Origin of the sequence: Massilimicrobiota sp. An80 (genome assembly GCF_002159255.1) — a bacterium.
GTDB classification, from domain to species: domain Bacteria; phylum Bacillota_I; class Bacilli_A; order Erysipelotrichales; family Coprobacillaceae; genus Allocoprobacillus; species Allocoprobacillus merdigallinarum.
In genome coordinates this window covers 50,611-66,148 of record NZ_NFHI01000001.1, presented here as the reverse complement: position 1 = coordinate 66,148, position 15,538 = coordinate 50,611, and the positions used below count along the sequence as shown (strand labels likewise).

13 protein-coding genes, 1 pseudogene and 1 other annotated feature (1 of these 15 cut by a window edge) are annotated in these 15,538 nt (G+C 30.6%); of the genes and pseudogenes, 1 reads left to right on the top strand and 13 read right to left on the bottom strand.

Annotated features, from left to right (window positions below; translation table 11 throughout):
* Positions 1-54 (bottom strand) — a binding site (T-box leader) (it extends 152 nt beyond the left edge of the window).
* The 8 genes from B5G32_RS00375 to nifJ form a co-directional block, all read right to left on the bottom strand.
* Positions 26-478 carry a DivIVA domain-containing protein gene (locus B5G32_RS00375; RefSeq protein WP_087304733.1) on the bottom strand — a complete coding sequence of 151 codons (453 nt, stop codon included), beginning with the start codon at positions 476-478 and terminating at the stop codon, positions 26-28. (Overlaps the previous feature by 29 nt.)
* A 10-nt stretch (positions 479-488) precedes the next feature.
* The gene (locus tag B5G32_RS00370) at positions 489-1,238 is read right to left on the bottom strand and encodes a YlmH family RNA-binding protein (protein ID WP_087935501.1); all 750 of its coding nucleotides are present in this window, start codon (positions 1,236-1,238) and stop codon (positions 489-491) included.
* Positions 1,239-1,285: 47 nt separating this feature from the next.
* Complete coding sequence (locus tag B5G32_RS00365) at positions 1,286-1,723, bottom strand: cell division protein SepF (protein ID WP_087245107.1); 438 nt, start codon at positions 1,721-1,723, stop codon at positions 1,286-1,288.
* A 94-nt stretch (positions 1,724-1,817) separates the two neighbouring features.
* Complete coding sequence (locus tag B5G32_RS00360; RefSeq protein WP_087245108.1) at positions 1,818-2,060, bottom strand: YlmC/YmxH family sporulation protein; 243 nt, start codon at positions 2,058-2,060, stop codon at positions 1,818-1,820.
* Between the two features lie 25 nt (positions 2,061-2,085).
* The gene (locus B5G32_RS00355; protein ID WP_087935463.1) at positions 2,086-2,868 is read right to left on the bottom strand and encodes a sigma-70 family RNA polymerase sigma factor; all 783 of its coding nucleotides are present in this window, start codon (positions 2,866-2,868) and stop codon (positions 2,086-2,088) included.
* Positions 2,869-2,911: 43 nt separating this feature from the next.
* Positions 2,912-3,604, bottom strand: coding sequence for an RNA polymerase sporulation sigma factor SigK (sigK, locus tag B5G32_RS00350; protein ID WP_087245110.1), 693 nt, complete (start codon positions 3,602-3,604; stop codon positions 2,912-2,914).
* A complete protein-coding gene (locus B5G32_RS14070; protein WP_224759443.1) occupies positions 3,601-3,996 on the bottom strand; it encodes a hypothetical protein in 396 nt (131 codons plus the stop codon). Before B5G32_RS14070 ends, sigK begins: the two co-directional genes overlap by 4 nt.
* Before the next feature lie 416 nt (positions 3,997-4,412).
* Positions 4,413-7,931: a pyruvate:ferredoxin (flavodoxin) oxidoreductase gene (gene nifJ / locus B5G32_RS00340; protein WP_087245112.1), complete on the bottom strand. Its 3,519-nt coding sequence runs from the start codon at positions 7,929-7,931 to the stop codon at positions 4,413-4,415.
* A 178-nt stretch (positions 7,932-8,109) separates the two neighbouring features.
* On the opposite strand from nifJ, the gene B5G32_RS00335 reads away from it, so the two are divergent.
* Positions 8,110-9,351, top strand: a complete 1,242-nt coding sequence (locus tag B5G32_RS00335; RefSeq protein ID WP_087245113.1) for a 6-phosphofructokinase — start codon at positions 8,110-8,112, stop codon at positions 9,349-9,351.
* Positions 9,352-9,434: 83 nt separating this feature from the next.
* Here the strand turns inward: B5G32_RS00335 and B5G32_RS00330 are convergent, their stop codons facing one another.
* From B5G32_RS00330 to B5G32_RS00310, 5 genes and pseudogenes are all read right to left on the bottom strand, one after another.
* Positions 9,435-11,567 carry a transglutaminase-like domain-containing protein gene (locus B5G32_RS00330; RefSeq protein WP_087935461.1) on the bottom strand — a complete coding sequence of 711 codons (2,133 nt, stop codon included), beginning with the start codon at positions 11,565-11,567 and terminating at the stop codon, positions 9,435-9,437.
* On the bottom strand, positions 11,564-12,406 hold the full coding sequence (locus tag B5G32_RS00325; RefSeq protein ID WP_204209549.1) for a DUF58 domain-containing protein: 843 nt from the start codon (positions 12,404-12,406) through the stop codon (positions 11,564-11,566). Before B5G32_RS00325 ends, B5G32_RS00330 begins: the two co-directional genes overlap by 4 nt.
* A 119-nt stretch (positions 12,407-12,525) precedes the next feature.
* The gene (locus tag B5G32_RS00320) at positions 12,526-13,461 is read right to left on the bottom strand and encodes an AAA family ATPase (RefSeq protein WP_087298003.1); all 936 of its coding nucleotides are present in this window, start codon (positions 13,459-13,461) and stop codon (positions 12,526-12,528) included.
* Between the two features lie 78 nt (positions 13,462-13,539).
* Positions 13,540-13,881: an arsenate reductase family protein gene (locus B5G32_RS00315; protein ID WP_087935459.1), complete on the bottom strand. Its 342-nt coding sequence runs from the start codon at positions 13,879-13,881 to the stop codon at positions 13,540-13,542.
* A pseudogene (locus tag B5G32_RS00310) lies at positions 13,882-15,351 on the bottom strand (helix-hairpin-helix domain-containing protein); the annotation flags it as partial. It abuts the gene before it with no gap.
* Between the last annotated feature and the right edge of the window lie 187 nt (positions 15,352-15,538).

The window sequence follows — 15,538 nt, the reverse complement described above, 5'->3', positions numbered from 1 at the left end:
ACTGCAAACTCTCTGTAAGTTTTCCTTATAAACTGTCCTTGTCATTGTATTTGTTTTCTTGTTCTTCTTTAATTAAACTGAAAATTTCAGATTTGTCAATAGTTTCTAGCATTTCTTCGCTCATTTTTACAACATTTGCTCTAAAATCAATAGCTTCCTGTTTAAACGTATCCATATCTTTTGACAAACCACGCACATATTCCATTGATTCTTTAAGAATCATATTGGCATTTCTTTTGGCTTTTTCAATCAATTCACTTGCTTCTTTTAAAGCCAAACGCGCAATTTCTTCGTTAGTTTTCTCATGTACAGATATTTGTTTTGTAAGTAAAGTGTTTTGTTCTTTTAATTCAGTCATTTCTTCTTCCATTGACTGAATCTTTTCCTTTTGTTTTTCAATTTCCTGTTTTAATTCACCAATACGATCATTGACTTCAGCAATGTTATAACCACGAAATTGCTTATCAAATTGTTCCAATCCTTCCACCTCACTTATAAAAGTATCCACTTACAACATAATTTCCCTGTCTTGTTTGCTTATTTTCATCCACAATTTTAACACGTCCATGATGTTTGAAAGATACCATATCACTATTATGACACAAATAACTCACTTCTTCAACAATTTTATAATTGACTTTGACATGTCCATTACGAATAGCTTCACTAGCTAAAGCACGTGGTACTTTAAACATCGTTGATACCACTTTATCCAAACGCATACTCGATAAAATAAAAGAACGAGATGTATAGTCATGTACAATTTCAATATCTTCATGACATTCTTGAAGCTTTATTTTTGATTTTTTTATTTGTTTTAATGTTTGGATAATATAAGGATAAGTTTGTTTTGTACAAGCAAAAAAACAACGCTCTCCATCAAAAATATCACCAATACACTCCCTTTTTATACCCAAATTCATTAAAGCTCCTAAAATATCCTTGTGCTGAATGCGTCCAAATTGCTGGCGATATATGACTTCAACCAATTGAATTTCAAAGTCAGACTTTTCAATTTCATAAAAATCTGGACAAATAATCATACGCTGATTTTCAGCATTTGTAAAACCACCATAACTTAAGACTTTCAGCTCTTTACCGATAACACTTCTTACTATCTCCTGTTCATGAGGATTATAGAAAGGTGTTAATACCATTCTTTGATGATGCAGTGCCTGAAATTGATAGTCTAAAATTTTCTTAACAAAAACTTCGTCGCCTTTAAAATGTTCTAACATCATTCAAAAAGAAAGTATTAGCAAGTTTTTCACTTACTAATACTTGTTTATTCATCAGTTTCAGAATCATCCATTGTAATATTGCCAGAAACGCCAATATTCTTAGGAGTACATAAGAAAATTTTAGGTCCGATTTGTTGAATATCTCCTTCAATCGCAAAAATAACACCACTTAAAAAATCAATAACACGTTTAGACTGTTCTTTCTGTAAACGATGCAAATTCACAACTGCAGCTCTTTTTTGTTTTAAATACGTTGCAATTTCCTGAGTTTCACTATATGCACGTGGTTCAAATAAAATCAAATGACTATCTTTATTTGCACTTAATGCTTTCATAGCATCAGTTGTTTTTGTAGATTTTGCTTTTTCAAATAAACTTGTTGATTTTACACTTTCTTCTTCAGTATCTATTTCTTCATTTTCATAAACGTCATCATCATCTTCTTCAAAAAACCATTTTTTTACTTTTTCTCCGTATCCCATGAGGTAACCTCCTTACAATCTTTATATAATTATACCATATAATGTGTATGAAAAAAAGAGGAAAATACGGGAAATATCACCTTCTTCATACCATTTATTGACATTCAACATGTACCAAAATAACATCTTCACCAATGGTAATAATATGTTGAATAGGTATAACCAAAGCTGGTGGTCCTTTAAAAAAACATATGAATTTAAATGCTGAAAAACGTTCAACAATTAAAGCCTGTATACATTGACAACAAGGATCAATTTCCAAATCAACAACATAACCAATCTTACAACCTGATGAGGCATCAATGACATCTTTACTTTGTAAAGTTAAAAAGCGCATTTTATCACCACTTTAATATATGCTTTTATCCTATCATATATTTCTTTAAATGTGATAAAGCCTGTTTTTCAATACGAGAAACTTGTGCTTGAGAAATCATTAAATCTTTAGCAATTTCGCTCTGTGTTAAACCTTGAAAATAACGTTCATGAATGATTTGCATTTCTTTTTGATCTAAATGATGCATGGCTTTTTGTAAATCTATTGTCTTTTGAATATCTTCCATATGACTATGGTTATCTGGTATCTGACTTTCTAAATCAATGGGTCCATTGCCATCATTTTGGACTTCCTGTGATAATGATGTCACACTGTGAGTAGAAGATAATGCTTCAACTAACGTATATTCATCAACATTTAAACGTTGAGATAATTCTTTTATAGATGCTTCTCGATTATATTTTTTCATATATTCTTCATTAACCAAAAGCGCTTTATAAGCAACATCTCGTAACGATCTTGGAATTCGCATAAGAGAATTTTCTCTTAAATAACGTTTCATCTCACCTTGTATAAGCGGAACAGCATATGTTGAAAAACGAACTTCTAAATTCGTATTAAAATGATCTATGGCCTTCATTAAACCAATTACTCCAACTTGAAATAAATCATCTAAATTATTCACTCTTTGTTGGTATTTTTGAACAAGTGATAAAACAAGTTTTAAATTAGAGAGAACCAATTTTTCTTTTATACAGGAATCATGATTTTGATGATATGTTTTCAATAATTCTATTGTTTGTTGATGAGATAATTTTTCATAATTTTCAATATTTGTTCCATTCAGTTCTACTTTATATTTTGACATGGATTCAACTCCTCATATCAGAGTTTCACCATTTTATTTGACATTATTCATCATCTTTCAATTTATTTCTTAATTTTCTAATAATTTTCTTTTCAAGTCTAGATATATATGATTGTGAAATACCTAATATTTCTGCCACATCCTTTTGTGTTAATTCCTCATGACCAATCAAACCATAACGCATCATAAGAATCTGTTGTTCTCTTGGATTTAAATAATGTAAAGCATGATAAAATTTTTCTTTTTGATCATTATGTTCTATTTCATCTTGTACAATGTCTTTATCCGTACCAATGATATCAGATAATAATAATTCATTACCATCATAGTCAACATTCAATGGTTCATCTAAAGAGATTTCTTGTCTGAGTTTATTATTTTTTCTTAAGAACATTAAAATTTCATTTTCAATACAACGTGATGCATAAGTTGCTAATTTAATGTTTTTATCCATATTAAAAGTATTCACTGCTTTAACTAAACCAATCGTTCCAATACTAATTAAATCTTCTATGCTACCATTTTGCATAGAATCATATTTTTTAGCCACATAGACAACGAGCCTTAAATTATGTTCAATTAATAAATCCTTTGCTTTTTCATCACCATTTTGTAATTTCAATAAAGCTTCTTTTTCTTCTTTACCTTTTAATGGTGCTTTTAAAACATCATGTCTACCAATATAGAAAAGTGATTTTCTTTTTAATACCCATTCCTTCAATAATAATAAGATCATAATAATCCTCCCATTAACTGTTGATTTAAAATGCAATCATACTGATTCGATGATATAATTCCAGCATAAACATCGTGTAATGTTTGATGATGAATTGTAATATCAGGCAATAAAATTAAATCAATTTTTTCCTGCTGACTCGCAGTTTCAATCCAAATATTATCAATAACAGTATAGTCACCGGCAAATCTTTGATTGATAAAAATAACTGGATAACCATGATATGTGACCTGATTACCATTATCAATAAAACCATAACATTGGTGTCCTTGAAAACAGACTTTAACCATTTGCTGATGAATACGATGACGGCATAAATCTATATAGAAATAGCTAATCAAAATAACTAAAACTGCAATAATCATGATATATCGTATATGATAGCCTTCCATCAATAAAACACCTTGAAAAATAATAGACGATGGTAATAACCATTGAACAAATGATAATATCGAAAAGTATATAAAAAGATATATAGGATAATATATATAGACAGACCGTTTAAAATAAAAAAATGTCAATATAAAATCATATAAAAGAATAAACCCAGTAAATAAATCAATAAATAAAAAAACAAATGAAATATTGTAAGTCAAAACATATAAACATAATCTTTTCTTTGTTATGCGTATATTTAATAAAAAAGATAATATTTCAAAACTCAGTAATATTAATAAAGCATTCATAAAATACGTAATTTCTATATAGACATTCATTTTTTCCACCCTCTTTCATTATAGAGAAATGGAATTAAAAATGATGTCAAAAAAAGATTGAAAGTACTCTCACTTTCAATCTTTCATTTTGACTATTCACTTGCCATAACATCCAAACGATGACGACGTTTCATAGCGTCTTTTTCACATTTATCCATTAATCCTTCAGCATGTTCTGGATTGACTTTAGATAATTGTGCAAATCTGTTTTCACTTAATAAGAAATCTTTGAATTTTGTGAAATCAGGTTCTTTAGAATCTAACTGTAATGGATTCTTTCCTTGTTCTTCTAAACGAGGATCATATCTTAATAAGTTGAAGTATCCACATTCAACAGCATGTTTTTGTTGTTGTTGATGATTTGCAAGACCACCTTTAATACCATGTTCCATACATGGAGAATAAGCAATAATTAATGATGGTCCATCATAAGCTTCAGCTTCTTTGAATGCTTTAATTGTTTGCATTGGATTAGCTCCCATAGCCACTTGTGCTACATAAACATGTCCATATGCCATAGCAATCTGTGCTAAATCTTTCTTGGCTACTGTTTTACCACCAGCAGTGAATTTAGCGATAGAACCAGCTTGTGAAGATTTTGAAGATTGTCCACCAGTATTTGAATAAACTTCTGTATCAAGAACTAAGATATTAACATTTTGATTATTAGCGATAACATGATCTAATCCACCATAACCGATGTCATAAGCCCATCCATCTCCACCAATAATCCATTGAGATTTAGTGACAAGTTCACCTTTCATATCTAATAATTCTTTGATACCTTCACATTTTGAAGCTTCTACTAAAGATACTAATTGATCATAAAGTTTTCTTTCTTCAACTCTTTGACCTTTGACATTTGCATATTGTTCTAATACAGTTTGAAGTTCAGGTTCACATTCAGCTTTATTTGCTTCAATGATTTCTAAGATACGTTTAGCCATATAATTTTCAGCTAATTTCATACCAAATCCATATTCAGCATTATCTTCAAATAATGAGTTAGCCCATGCAGGTCCTTGTCCATTTTCATCAATTGTACAAGGTGTTGATGGTGTAGAACCACTATAAATTGAACTACATCCAGTTGCATTTGCAATTCTCATATCTGCTCCAAATAATTGAGAAGCCAAACGATAATAAGGTGTTTCACCACATCCACCACAAGCACCAGATACTTCAAAGTATGGACGCATAAATCCAACACCTTTAACTGTTGTTGTTGGATAACGATCAGCTTTATATGTCACTTTTGAATAAATATGATCAGCTAAAGAAGCATGTGGTAATTCTTCTTTTACTGGCACCATAGATAAAGCTTTCTTTCCAGCTTTACCTGGACATTCAGTCACACATAATCCACAACCAACACAGTTATCTGGAGAAACTTGAATACGATAAACCAATCCATCTACATTTCTACCAATTGGTTTTAAAACATCATTTGAAATATCTTCTGGCATAGCTTTCATTTCATCTTCATCAATTAAGAAAGCACGAATTGTTGCATGAGGACATACCATAACACAGTTATTACATTGGATACAGTTTTCTTTTTCCCAACGTGGTACATCAATAGCAATCGCACGTTTTTCTTTAATCGCAATACCAGATTTCATTGAACCATCTAATTTATCCATAAATGCAGAAACAGGTAAATCATAACCATCTAAGGCATTGATTGGTGCAACGAAATTATCAAAGTAATCATCACCAGTTCTTGCTCTTGTAGCAGTCACTGTTAAATCAGACCAGCTTGCATCAACAGGAACTTCAACAATAGCATCTTTTCCTGCATCAATAGCTTTGTAGTTCATTTCTACAACAGCATCACCTTTTTTACCATATGTTTTCTTAGCCATTGCTTTCATATATTCAACAGCTTTATCAACTGGTAAAATTTGTGGGTTTAAAGCAAAGAATGCAGATTGAAGAATTGTATTTGTATGTCTTCCCATACCAATTTCACTAGCAATCTTTGTTGCATTAATGATATAGAATTTAGCATTTTTATCAGCTAATTGTTTCTTTAATTTATTTGGTAAATAATCAACAATTTCTTTTTCATCAAATTCTGTATTTAATAAGAATGTTCCACCATTCTTTAAGTTTTTCAACATATCATATTTTAATACATAGTTATCTAATGAACATGAAATGAAATCAGCATTATTGACATAATAAGTTGCACGAATTGGTGTATGACCAAATCTTAAGTTAGAGCGTGTAGCTCCACCAGCTTTTTTACTATCATAAGCAAAGTAAGCCTGTGAATATAAATCGGTATGATCTCCAATAATTTTAATTGAAGATTTATTAGCAGATACTGTACCATCTGATCCTAAACCATAGAATAAGCATGAAGTATAATCAGCATTAACATGGAAATCAGGGTCTTCTTTTAATGATAAATGAGTCACATCATCATTAATACCAATAGTGAAAGATGTAAATGGATCTTCATCTAATAAATGATCATATACAGCTTTGATTTGACCAGGTGTTGTATCTTTAGATCCCATACCATAACGTCCACCAATAACTTTGATGTTTGTATCTTTTAATACAGAGCATACATCTAAGTATAATGGTTCTCCAGTTGCTCCCATTTCTTTTGTACGATCTAAAACAGCAACTTTTTCAACAGTATTTGGTAAAACTTTTAATAGATATTTTGGTGAGAATGGACGATATAAATGAACTTTAATCAATCCAACACGTTCACCACGTTTATTCATTTCATCAATTGTTTCTTTAATTGTTTCAGTTACAGAACCCATTGCAATGATCACACGTGATGCATCGCTTGCTCCATAATATGTAAATGGCGCATATTCACGTCCAGTAATTTCTGAAATCTTTTTCATGTAATCAGCAACAATTTCAACAACAGCTTCATAATGTTTATTTTGTGCTTCTCTACCTTGGAAATAGATATCATCATTTTCAGCACCACCACGTTCAATTGGATTTGTATGTGGATTTAATGCGTTTTCTTTAAATTTTTTTAATGCCTCTTTATCTAACAAGCTTTCTAAAACATCATAATCCATAACTTCTACTTTTTGAATTTCATGAGAAGTTCTAAATCCATCAAAGAAGTGAATAACAGGAACGCTTGCCTTAATTGCAGTTAAATGAGCAATTCCTCCTAAATCCATAACTTCTTGAACACTATGAGAACAAATCATAGGCGCACCAACTTGACGACATGCATATATATCCTGATGATCACCAAAAATATTTAATGAACGTGTTGCTAAAGCTCTCGCAGCAACATGGAATACACCAGGCAATAATTCACCTTGAATTTTATACAAGTTTGGTATCATCAATAATAGACCTTGAGATGCCGTAAATGTAGTTGCTAACGCACCACCTTGCAATGCTCCATGTACAGCTCCAGCAGCTCCAGCTTCTGACTGCATTTCGATAACATTAACTGCTGATCCAAAAATATTTTTCTTTCCTTGAGCAGCCCATGTTTCCGCATTTTCAGCCATTGGAGAAGATGGTGTAATTGGATAAATACTTGCAACTTCACTAAATGCATAAGCGACATGTGCAGCAGCAGTATTTCCATCCATTGATAAATACTTTTTAGACATAATTTTCTTTCCTCCTATATCATATAGTATACTCTTATCAATAAGAAATTTCCACATGAAAAATTTATTTTCATCATAAAGAATCGAAAATTTTAATATTTTTGATTTCTCAAAAAATACACTTTTTTTATAATATAAAAAATGATAGAATAATGTCGAAAAATGAAAGGAGTTACTCATGAAAAAAAGAAACTGTTTTATTGGTCAATCGGGAGGCCCAACCGTTGCGATTAATGCATCTTTGGCAGGAATTATTCATGAATGTATCAAAAGCCAAAAATTCGACCATGTTTATGGGATGGTCAATGGAATTATGGGATTGTTGGAAAGCCGCTATATGGATTTGGGAGAGTTATTTAATGATTCACAAGCTTTAGAACAATTAAAACATTCTCCTGCTATGTATCTTGGTTCGTGTCGTTATAAACTACCCAATTATCAGGATGATCCTCAAACTTATGAAATATTATTCCATACTTTTGAACAATTACATATCACAGATTTTTATTATATTGGTGGTAATGATTCTATGGATACAGTTGCAAAACTATCAGCTTATGCCAAGTCTATTCATTCCCCTATTTGTTTTATTGGTATTCCTAAAACAATTGATAATGATTTAATGGGAACTGACCATACTCCTGGTTTTGGTTCAGCTGCTAAATATGTTGCAACTTCTATGTTAGAAATTGCTTATGACAGTTCAATTTATAAATTAAATGCTGTTACAATTGTTGAAATTATGGGGCGTAATGCTGGATGGTTAACTGCTGCCAGTGCGCTAGCAAGAACGCAATGCAATGAAGCACCTGACCTTATCTATTTGCCTGAAGTTCCGTTTTCAACGCAAAAATTCTTAGATGATATTCGTAAAGTTTTTCGTCATAAAAAGAATATTATTATTGCTGTCAGTGAAGGAATTAAAAATGAAAATGGAGAATATTTAGATGCTGATTCTAAATATACAAAACGTGATGCTTTTGGACATGTTTTGCATTCTGGAACTGGTAAAGTCCTAGAATCATTAGTTTATCAGGAATTCAAATGTAAAGTGCGTAGTATCGAATTAAATGTCCTACAAAGATGTGCTATGCATATTGCTTCAAAAGTTGATTTAGAAGAATCATTTCAAATTGGACAAGCGGCTGTTCAAACATCAATGGAAGGACACAGTGGTGTTATGATGACTTTCCAACGTGTTCAAAATCAGCCTTATCAAGTTGAGTACACCTATAAGGATGTTCTCAAAATTGCCAATTTAGAACAACGTATTCCTGTTGAATGGATCAATGATGAACATAATGATATCACTCAAGAACTTTATGACTATTTAATTCCATTGATTCAAGGCGAAGTTGCGATTACATATGAAAATGGTATTCCATGTTATAGTGATATAACACATTTACGTTATAAATAAAACATAAAAAAGAGATTTCACATCAAGTGAATCCCCTTATTTGGACATTCAAATAAGGAAGGTTCATTTCATAAAATCTCTTTTTATTTATTTCCAAAAATATATTGGAAAATAAATCTCTGATACCATTTCAATGATTGACTATATTGACGAATCCATTGTTGATAACAGCGAAGGAATTGAAACCATTCTTCATCACTTATTTCATGAGAAGAATATTTAGCTTTATAAGCAAGATTCTTTAAATCTTCATCATCAACATTATGCCAAGAAGATAATTCCCTTATTTTTCTATAATAAGTTAAAACTTTCTGATTGTTATTCATACGTCTTGTTTTGATCATCATCCAATGTGTTGTCAAATAACGATAAATAACAATGAATATAAAGATTCCAAATACCCCAGCAATAATCCATATATTTTGATGAGATGATCTTGTTGTAACATCTAAATCTACAGGTGTATCCTGTATTGTTTCTTCTTCAGGCTGTGTTGTTGGCACATCACTCGTATTTGCAGTCTGCTGATTTTGACTTGCTATATCATCAAGAACATCACTGATTTCTTCGATATTTCCTGCAGGTGTCATTTCATAAGGAATCCACCCCTTCATATTTTCATAAACTTCTATCCAGGCATGCGAACGATATTGAGGAATTTTGGCTTCACCATTATGAAAATCACTTTCTAGCATTGTATATCCTCTTACAAAGCGTGTTGGAATACCTAACTCCCTTAACAACAAAGCTCCAGCAGTCGCAAAATGAGTACAACTTCCTTTATGATTTTCAAACAGAAAGTATTCAACAAAATCTTTATCAAAAGGTAATGTTCCTGCATTCAAATCATATTCTGCTTGCTTAGCTAAAAGTTCCTGCACCTGTTGGACTGTTGATGCAATATCAAAATCATATGGATATTCAATATCATTTTCATATAATAAACGCGATAATTGTTGTTCTAATTCATCTGGAACATCTAAATAATGTTGATACACATAATCTTCATATTCTTCATCATACTGCTCAGAAATAAAATAGCTATTTTCATCTAGTCCTAATTGAGGATCTTCTTCATAAAGATATAAAACATCCAATGAATCAGAAGTACTTTCTATATATGAATCAAAAAGAACTGGATACTCTTGAACATTATCAATAAAATAGTATGGTACAAATTGAAAATCATATTGACGTTGTGGTAGAATTTCAACACTTTGAAAAGATGGTAAATAATTCAACATTAAAAAATCGCTATACATAGTTAAAGACTGACTATTATCATAATTTTCCGTAACCTCATGCCATTCATTATCACTGTAATTAGCAAGCGAATAAGCTCTCAAATAAGAAGAAAAAGGAATATCTGATTGTACTGTTAAAGCCAATCCATTAGTAAGTTGCACATTGCCTGTAGGTAAAGAACCATCAATATCACGACTCATACCCGTTTGTGTAGCTATTCCTAAAGGATTTCCCTTTCCGTTAGCAATCCAATCAATCATTTGTGATAAAACCGATGATGATTCTTGTTGAAACAAAGGATTTCCCTCTAAATAAGTAGATGCAGTTACAGACATTATACATAATAATATAATAATCACAATCTTTAAGGTATATTGTTTTTGCTGATATTTTAAAGCCACTGTAAATAATAATGCATAACAGATAAAGATAATAAAGCAATAACTCTCTTGAGAAGAAAGTTCATGATTAATAAATACTGGAAACATAAAGAGAAAAATTAAACTGATGATTTTAATTAACGAAAAATGCATTGTACATACAGTTGACACAATCAAATAGATAACTGGCAACCCAATTATGAATATAATAACTTGATAAAACATATCTCGACTATATAGTTCTAAAGGAAGTAATTCATCAAATTTTAAGAAATAATCAAATTCAATAACAGATTGAAGATTATTGAGAAAATAATGACACTCACTTTGAAATAATATAATCAACACTAATAATAAAATGATAAAAATGAATACACATGGTTTTTGAGGCATTGTCTGATATTTAATAAAATAAAGATAAAATCCTATTCCTATCACACCTAAAAGAATAATACTTATATATGTGTTTTCAGGAAAATATAAAGAATGATCATAATTTCCTATCAAACCTATACATCCTAAAATAATCATGAAAATATTAATGATATGGATGATGTATTGTTGAAAAAAGGAGTTGATTGTTTTTTTCATAAATGATACACCTCCAGATTCTGTCCCTTTATTTGATAAAAAGAACGTGACATGAAAGATTTATCTAAAGTTTTGATAGGATTTTTCATCATCCATCGAATGGTAGTTGCAAGATTATCAACAGAATGTATAGATTGCACATGCATATTTTGCACATCACATGAAGTTACAATTTCAAAAGTAATATTCTCTTTTAATAAAGAAATACATAAAGAATAAAAATAATCAAACTGTAAATCATAGAATGTATTGTTTTCTTTATATTCTATCGCAAGAGTAAGATTTTCGTGAACAGGTTGGCTTCCCACCTTAACAAAAAACTCTTGAAATTTTGATGACATATTCCAATGAATATGCTTAAGTTCATCCCCTTCACGATATGTTCTAATCTCAAAAATTTCACTATAATCATCACCTTTTTGATCTGTCAAATAATTTTCTCCTTGTTCATCCAATTGATGAACCTGATGAACAGATACATCTATAAGATGGTAATGTGGCATTACATCAAATGAATTTTGTAAGGATACAGTTTTTGAAAAAGAAAAACATTGTAATAAATCAAAACATTTTATTTTCTGAACCTGAATCGTATAATGACCACAATGAGGACAAGGAATCTCTACATCTACTTGCTGATCATGAAGACATACGCTTTTTTCAGCTACAATTTGAGAAAAAGCATCTATCATTTGATATTCAATTATAATCTGACCACATGGGATAGGTGTAACACTTTGACGACAAAAACTCAGGTTAATAGTTTCATCACGCAAACAATATGCTTGTTGCATTTTTATTGAGATTGTTGATTTTCGCATTGGGATAATACTAAACAATAGGCATATACATATTAAACAAAAAGCCATCAAAAACAATAAAAATGAAAAATACCCTGAAACAAAACGCCATAATCCATATAAAAAAGCAAGAAAACAAAAATATTTTAATAAGTTTTTCATACTTTTAATTGAGGTTCTCCAACTGATTCTAAGATTTCATCTACAATCTGATATGAAGAGACTTTGTTCATTTTAGCTTCATATGTCAGTATGAAACGATGAGCCAAAACCATTGGTGCAACATATTGGACATCTTGTGGAATCACATAATCACGGTCATTTAAAAATGCATAGGCTTTAGCCGTTTTCATGATAGCTAAAGAACCACGTGGTGATACACCTTGTTCAATTTGAGAATGTGAACGTGTTGCAGTAATGATTTGCATGATATAATGATAAATATCATCATGAACATATATCTGATCAATCATCTTTTGATATTGCAGTATCATCTCAGGCGATAAAACTGATTGTATATCATCTAAAGGATTAGATTTTTGACGTTGTTTCATCATTTCTATTTCCTCTTCAAATTGAGGATAACCTAAACTTAATCGACTCATAAAACGATCCATTTGAGAATCAGGCAATAGTTGCGTTCCAGCAGAGCCAAAAGGGTTCTGTGTAGCAATGACACAAAATGGCTGAGGTAATATATATGTTTTTCCATCTACAGTCATTTGTCCTTCTTCCATCAACTCTAATAAAGCTGCCTGTGTTTTACTAGATGTACGATTCATTTCATCTGCTAATAAAAGATGACAAAAAGCAATTCCTTCTTTATATTCAAATTGCTGTGTCTGTGGATTATACATCGTAAATCCAACGATATCACTTGGCATAATATCTGGTGTTAATTGAATACGGTGATAATCTAGCTGTAAACTTTTTGATAATGCTAATGCTAGATTTGTTTTTCCAACACCAGGAATGTCTTCAAGCAAAATATGTCCCCTAGAAAGTAAAGTAACCAATATTTGAATAATAACCTCATCTTTCCCAATAACAGCTTTTTTGATTTCATTGACTGTTTGTTTCATTTCTTGATTCATATTTTTTCACCTCATTCTATCTTTTCTTTAGTATAACAGATATAAAATCATTTCAAAATAAATAATAAAAAAAGAAATCTATTTTTCATAAATTTCTTTTTGATATCCAATAATAATTTTTTCACCATCAATAAGCAATGGACGCTTGATTAACATACCATTTTGAGATAATAACAATGCTGCTTCATCTTCATTCATATCATTTATTTTATCTTTTAAATTCATTTCACGATAAAGTTTTCCAGATGTATTAAAAAATGGTTTGATTCCTTTTCCATTTTGACGTATCCAACAAACTAATTCTTCTTGAGTCGGTGTTTCATTGACAATATCTCGTAATGTCACATCTATTCCCTTTTCTTTAAGCTTTTTTAAAGCTTTTAAACATGTACTACAACGCGGATAATATATAAATTGCATTTATGCCACCTCCATTAATGATAAAGCAACTCTTTTTTTCTTCAAATCAACATCATATACATATACATCTAAAATATCTCCAACATGACATACATCTAAAGCATGTTTCACTTTATGAGATGACATTTTAGAAATATGTATTAAACCATCATTTTTTAATCCAATATCAACAAAGGCACCAAAATCAACAACATTTCTCACAACTCCCTGTAATTTCATTCCTTTTTTCAAATCTTCAATTTTTAAAACATCTTTTCGTAAAATAGGAACATTATATTCATCACGAGGAGAGCGATGTGGAGATATAAAAGCTTCTATTAAATCTTCAGCCAAATAAGAATCTAAGTGTAAATCTTCTTGAATCTGCTGAATAGATACTTGTTCAATCACATCTTTTGCATGTTTTGTACCAATATCATTTTTTTGTAAATGAAGATATTCTAAAAGATGATTCGCATCATTATAATTATCTGGATGGATACTCGTTTCATCTAATTTCTCATTACCAGATAGAATTCTTAAAAATCCAACAGCCAATTCATATGTTTTTTCTCCAAGTTTTTTTACATTTTTAATTTGTTCACGAGATGTAAATTTACCATGTTCTTCACGATATTTCACAATATTTTTAGCTGTAGACATTGATAAACCAGATACATATTGTAGTAATGAAGGAGACGCTGTATTAATATTGACTCCTACCTGATTGACAACTTTTTCTACCACAAAATCTAACTGTTCTGTTAATTTCTTTTGATTCATATCATGTTGATATTGACCAACTGAAATAGCCTTTGGTTCAATTTTAACAAGTTCCGCTAAAGGATCTTGTAAACGTCTGGCAATAGAAACAGCTGACCTTTCTTCTACCTGATAATCTGGAAATTCTTCCTTAGCAATTGTACTTGCAGAATAAACGCTAGCTCCCGCTTCAGACACGATGACATATTGTACATCTAGATTATATTTCTTAATAAACTGTGCTATAAAGCTTTCTGTTTCGCGACTGGCAGTTCCATTTCCAATAGCAATAATTTCAATTTGGTATTTTTGAATCATAGACAGTAATATTTTTTCATCCTTAGTGTAATCATCTTTAGGTATAGTAATGAAAACTTTATGAATATCTAACACTTTACCAGTTGGATCAATAGCCGCTAATTTACATCCTGTTCTAAAAGCCGGATCAACCCCTAATACATATTTATCTTTCATTGGTGCCTGTAATAAAAGATTTTCCAAATTTACTGAAAAAACATTTAATGCCTGTTCCTGTGCTTTTTCTGTTAATTCATTACGAACTTCTCTTTCTACAGATGGGAAAATCAAACGTTTAAATGCATCTTTAACAGTATCTTCAATAAAGGTATCTAGCGAAGATTCACGTCTACGCATAACACCATTATAAATATATTGAATAAAGCGATCTGTATCAATATCAATAGAAACCGTTAATACCTTTTCTTTTTGATAGTCTAAGAAGTCACGGGGTTTCCCAAAACGAATAAGTTTTACGGGAAATCTCTTTTTTTGTTTTCTCTTATGCTGGTTTAAAATCACGGGAAATTCTATAATGGTATTATCAGGATATATCTTCTGAAATCTATAGAAAGAAAAAAAGATGAAACCCTCCCGACCAAAGTTGAGTCTCATCTTG

Coding starts and splice junctions, on each gene's coding strand:
- B5G32_RS00360 (WP_087245108.1), bottom strand. CDS start 2,060: ATGCGCTTTTTAACTTTACAAAGTAAAGATGTCATTGATGCCTCATCA.
- B5G32_RS00370 (WP_087935501.1), bottom strand. CDS start 1,238: ATGTTAGAACATTTTAAAGGCGACGAAGTTTTTGTTAAGAAAATTTTA.
- nifJ (WP_087245112.1), bottom strand. CDS start 7,931: ATGTCTAAAAAGTATTTATCAATGGATGGAAATACTGCTGCTGCACAT.
- B5G32_RS00315 (WP_087935459.1), bottom strand. CDS start 13,881: ATGCAATTTATATATTATCCGCGTTGTAGTACATGTTTAAAAGCTTTA.
- B5G32_RS00330 (WP_087935461.1), bottom strand. CDS start 11,567: ATGAAAAAAACAATCAACTCCTTTTTTCAACAATACATCATCCATATC.
- sigK (WP_087245110.1), bottom strand. CDS start 3,604: ATGATCTTATTATTATTGAAGGAATGGGTATTAAAAAGAAAATCACTT.
- B5G32_RS00365 (WP_087245107.1), bottom strand. CDS start 1,723: ATGGGATACGGAGAAAAAGTAAAAAAATGGTTTTTTGAAGAAGATGAT.
- B5G32_RS00355 (WP_087935463.1), bottom strand. CDS start 2,868: ATGTCAAAATATAAAGTAGAACTGAATGGAACAAATATTGAAAATTAT.
- B5G32_RS00335 (WP_087245113.1), top strand. CDS start 8,110: ATGAAAAAAAGAAACTGTTTTATTGGTCAATCGGGAGGCCCAACCGTT.
- B5G32_RS00320 (WP_087298003.1), bottom strand. CDS start 13,461: ATGAATCAAGAAATGAAACAAACAGTCAATGAAATCAAAAAAGCTGTT.
- B5G32_RS14070 (WP_224759443.1), bottom strand. CDS start 3,996: ATGGAAGGCTATCATATACGATATATCATGATTATTGCAGTTTTAGTT.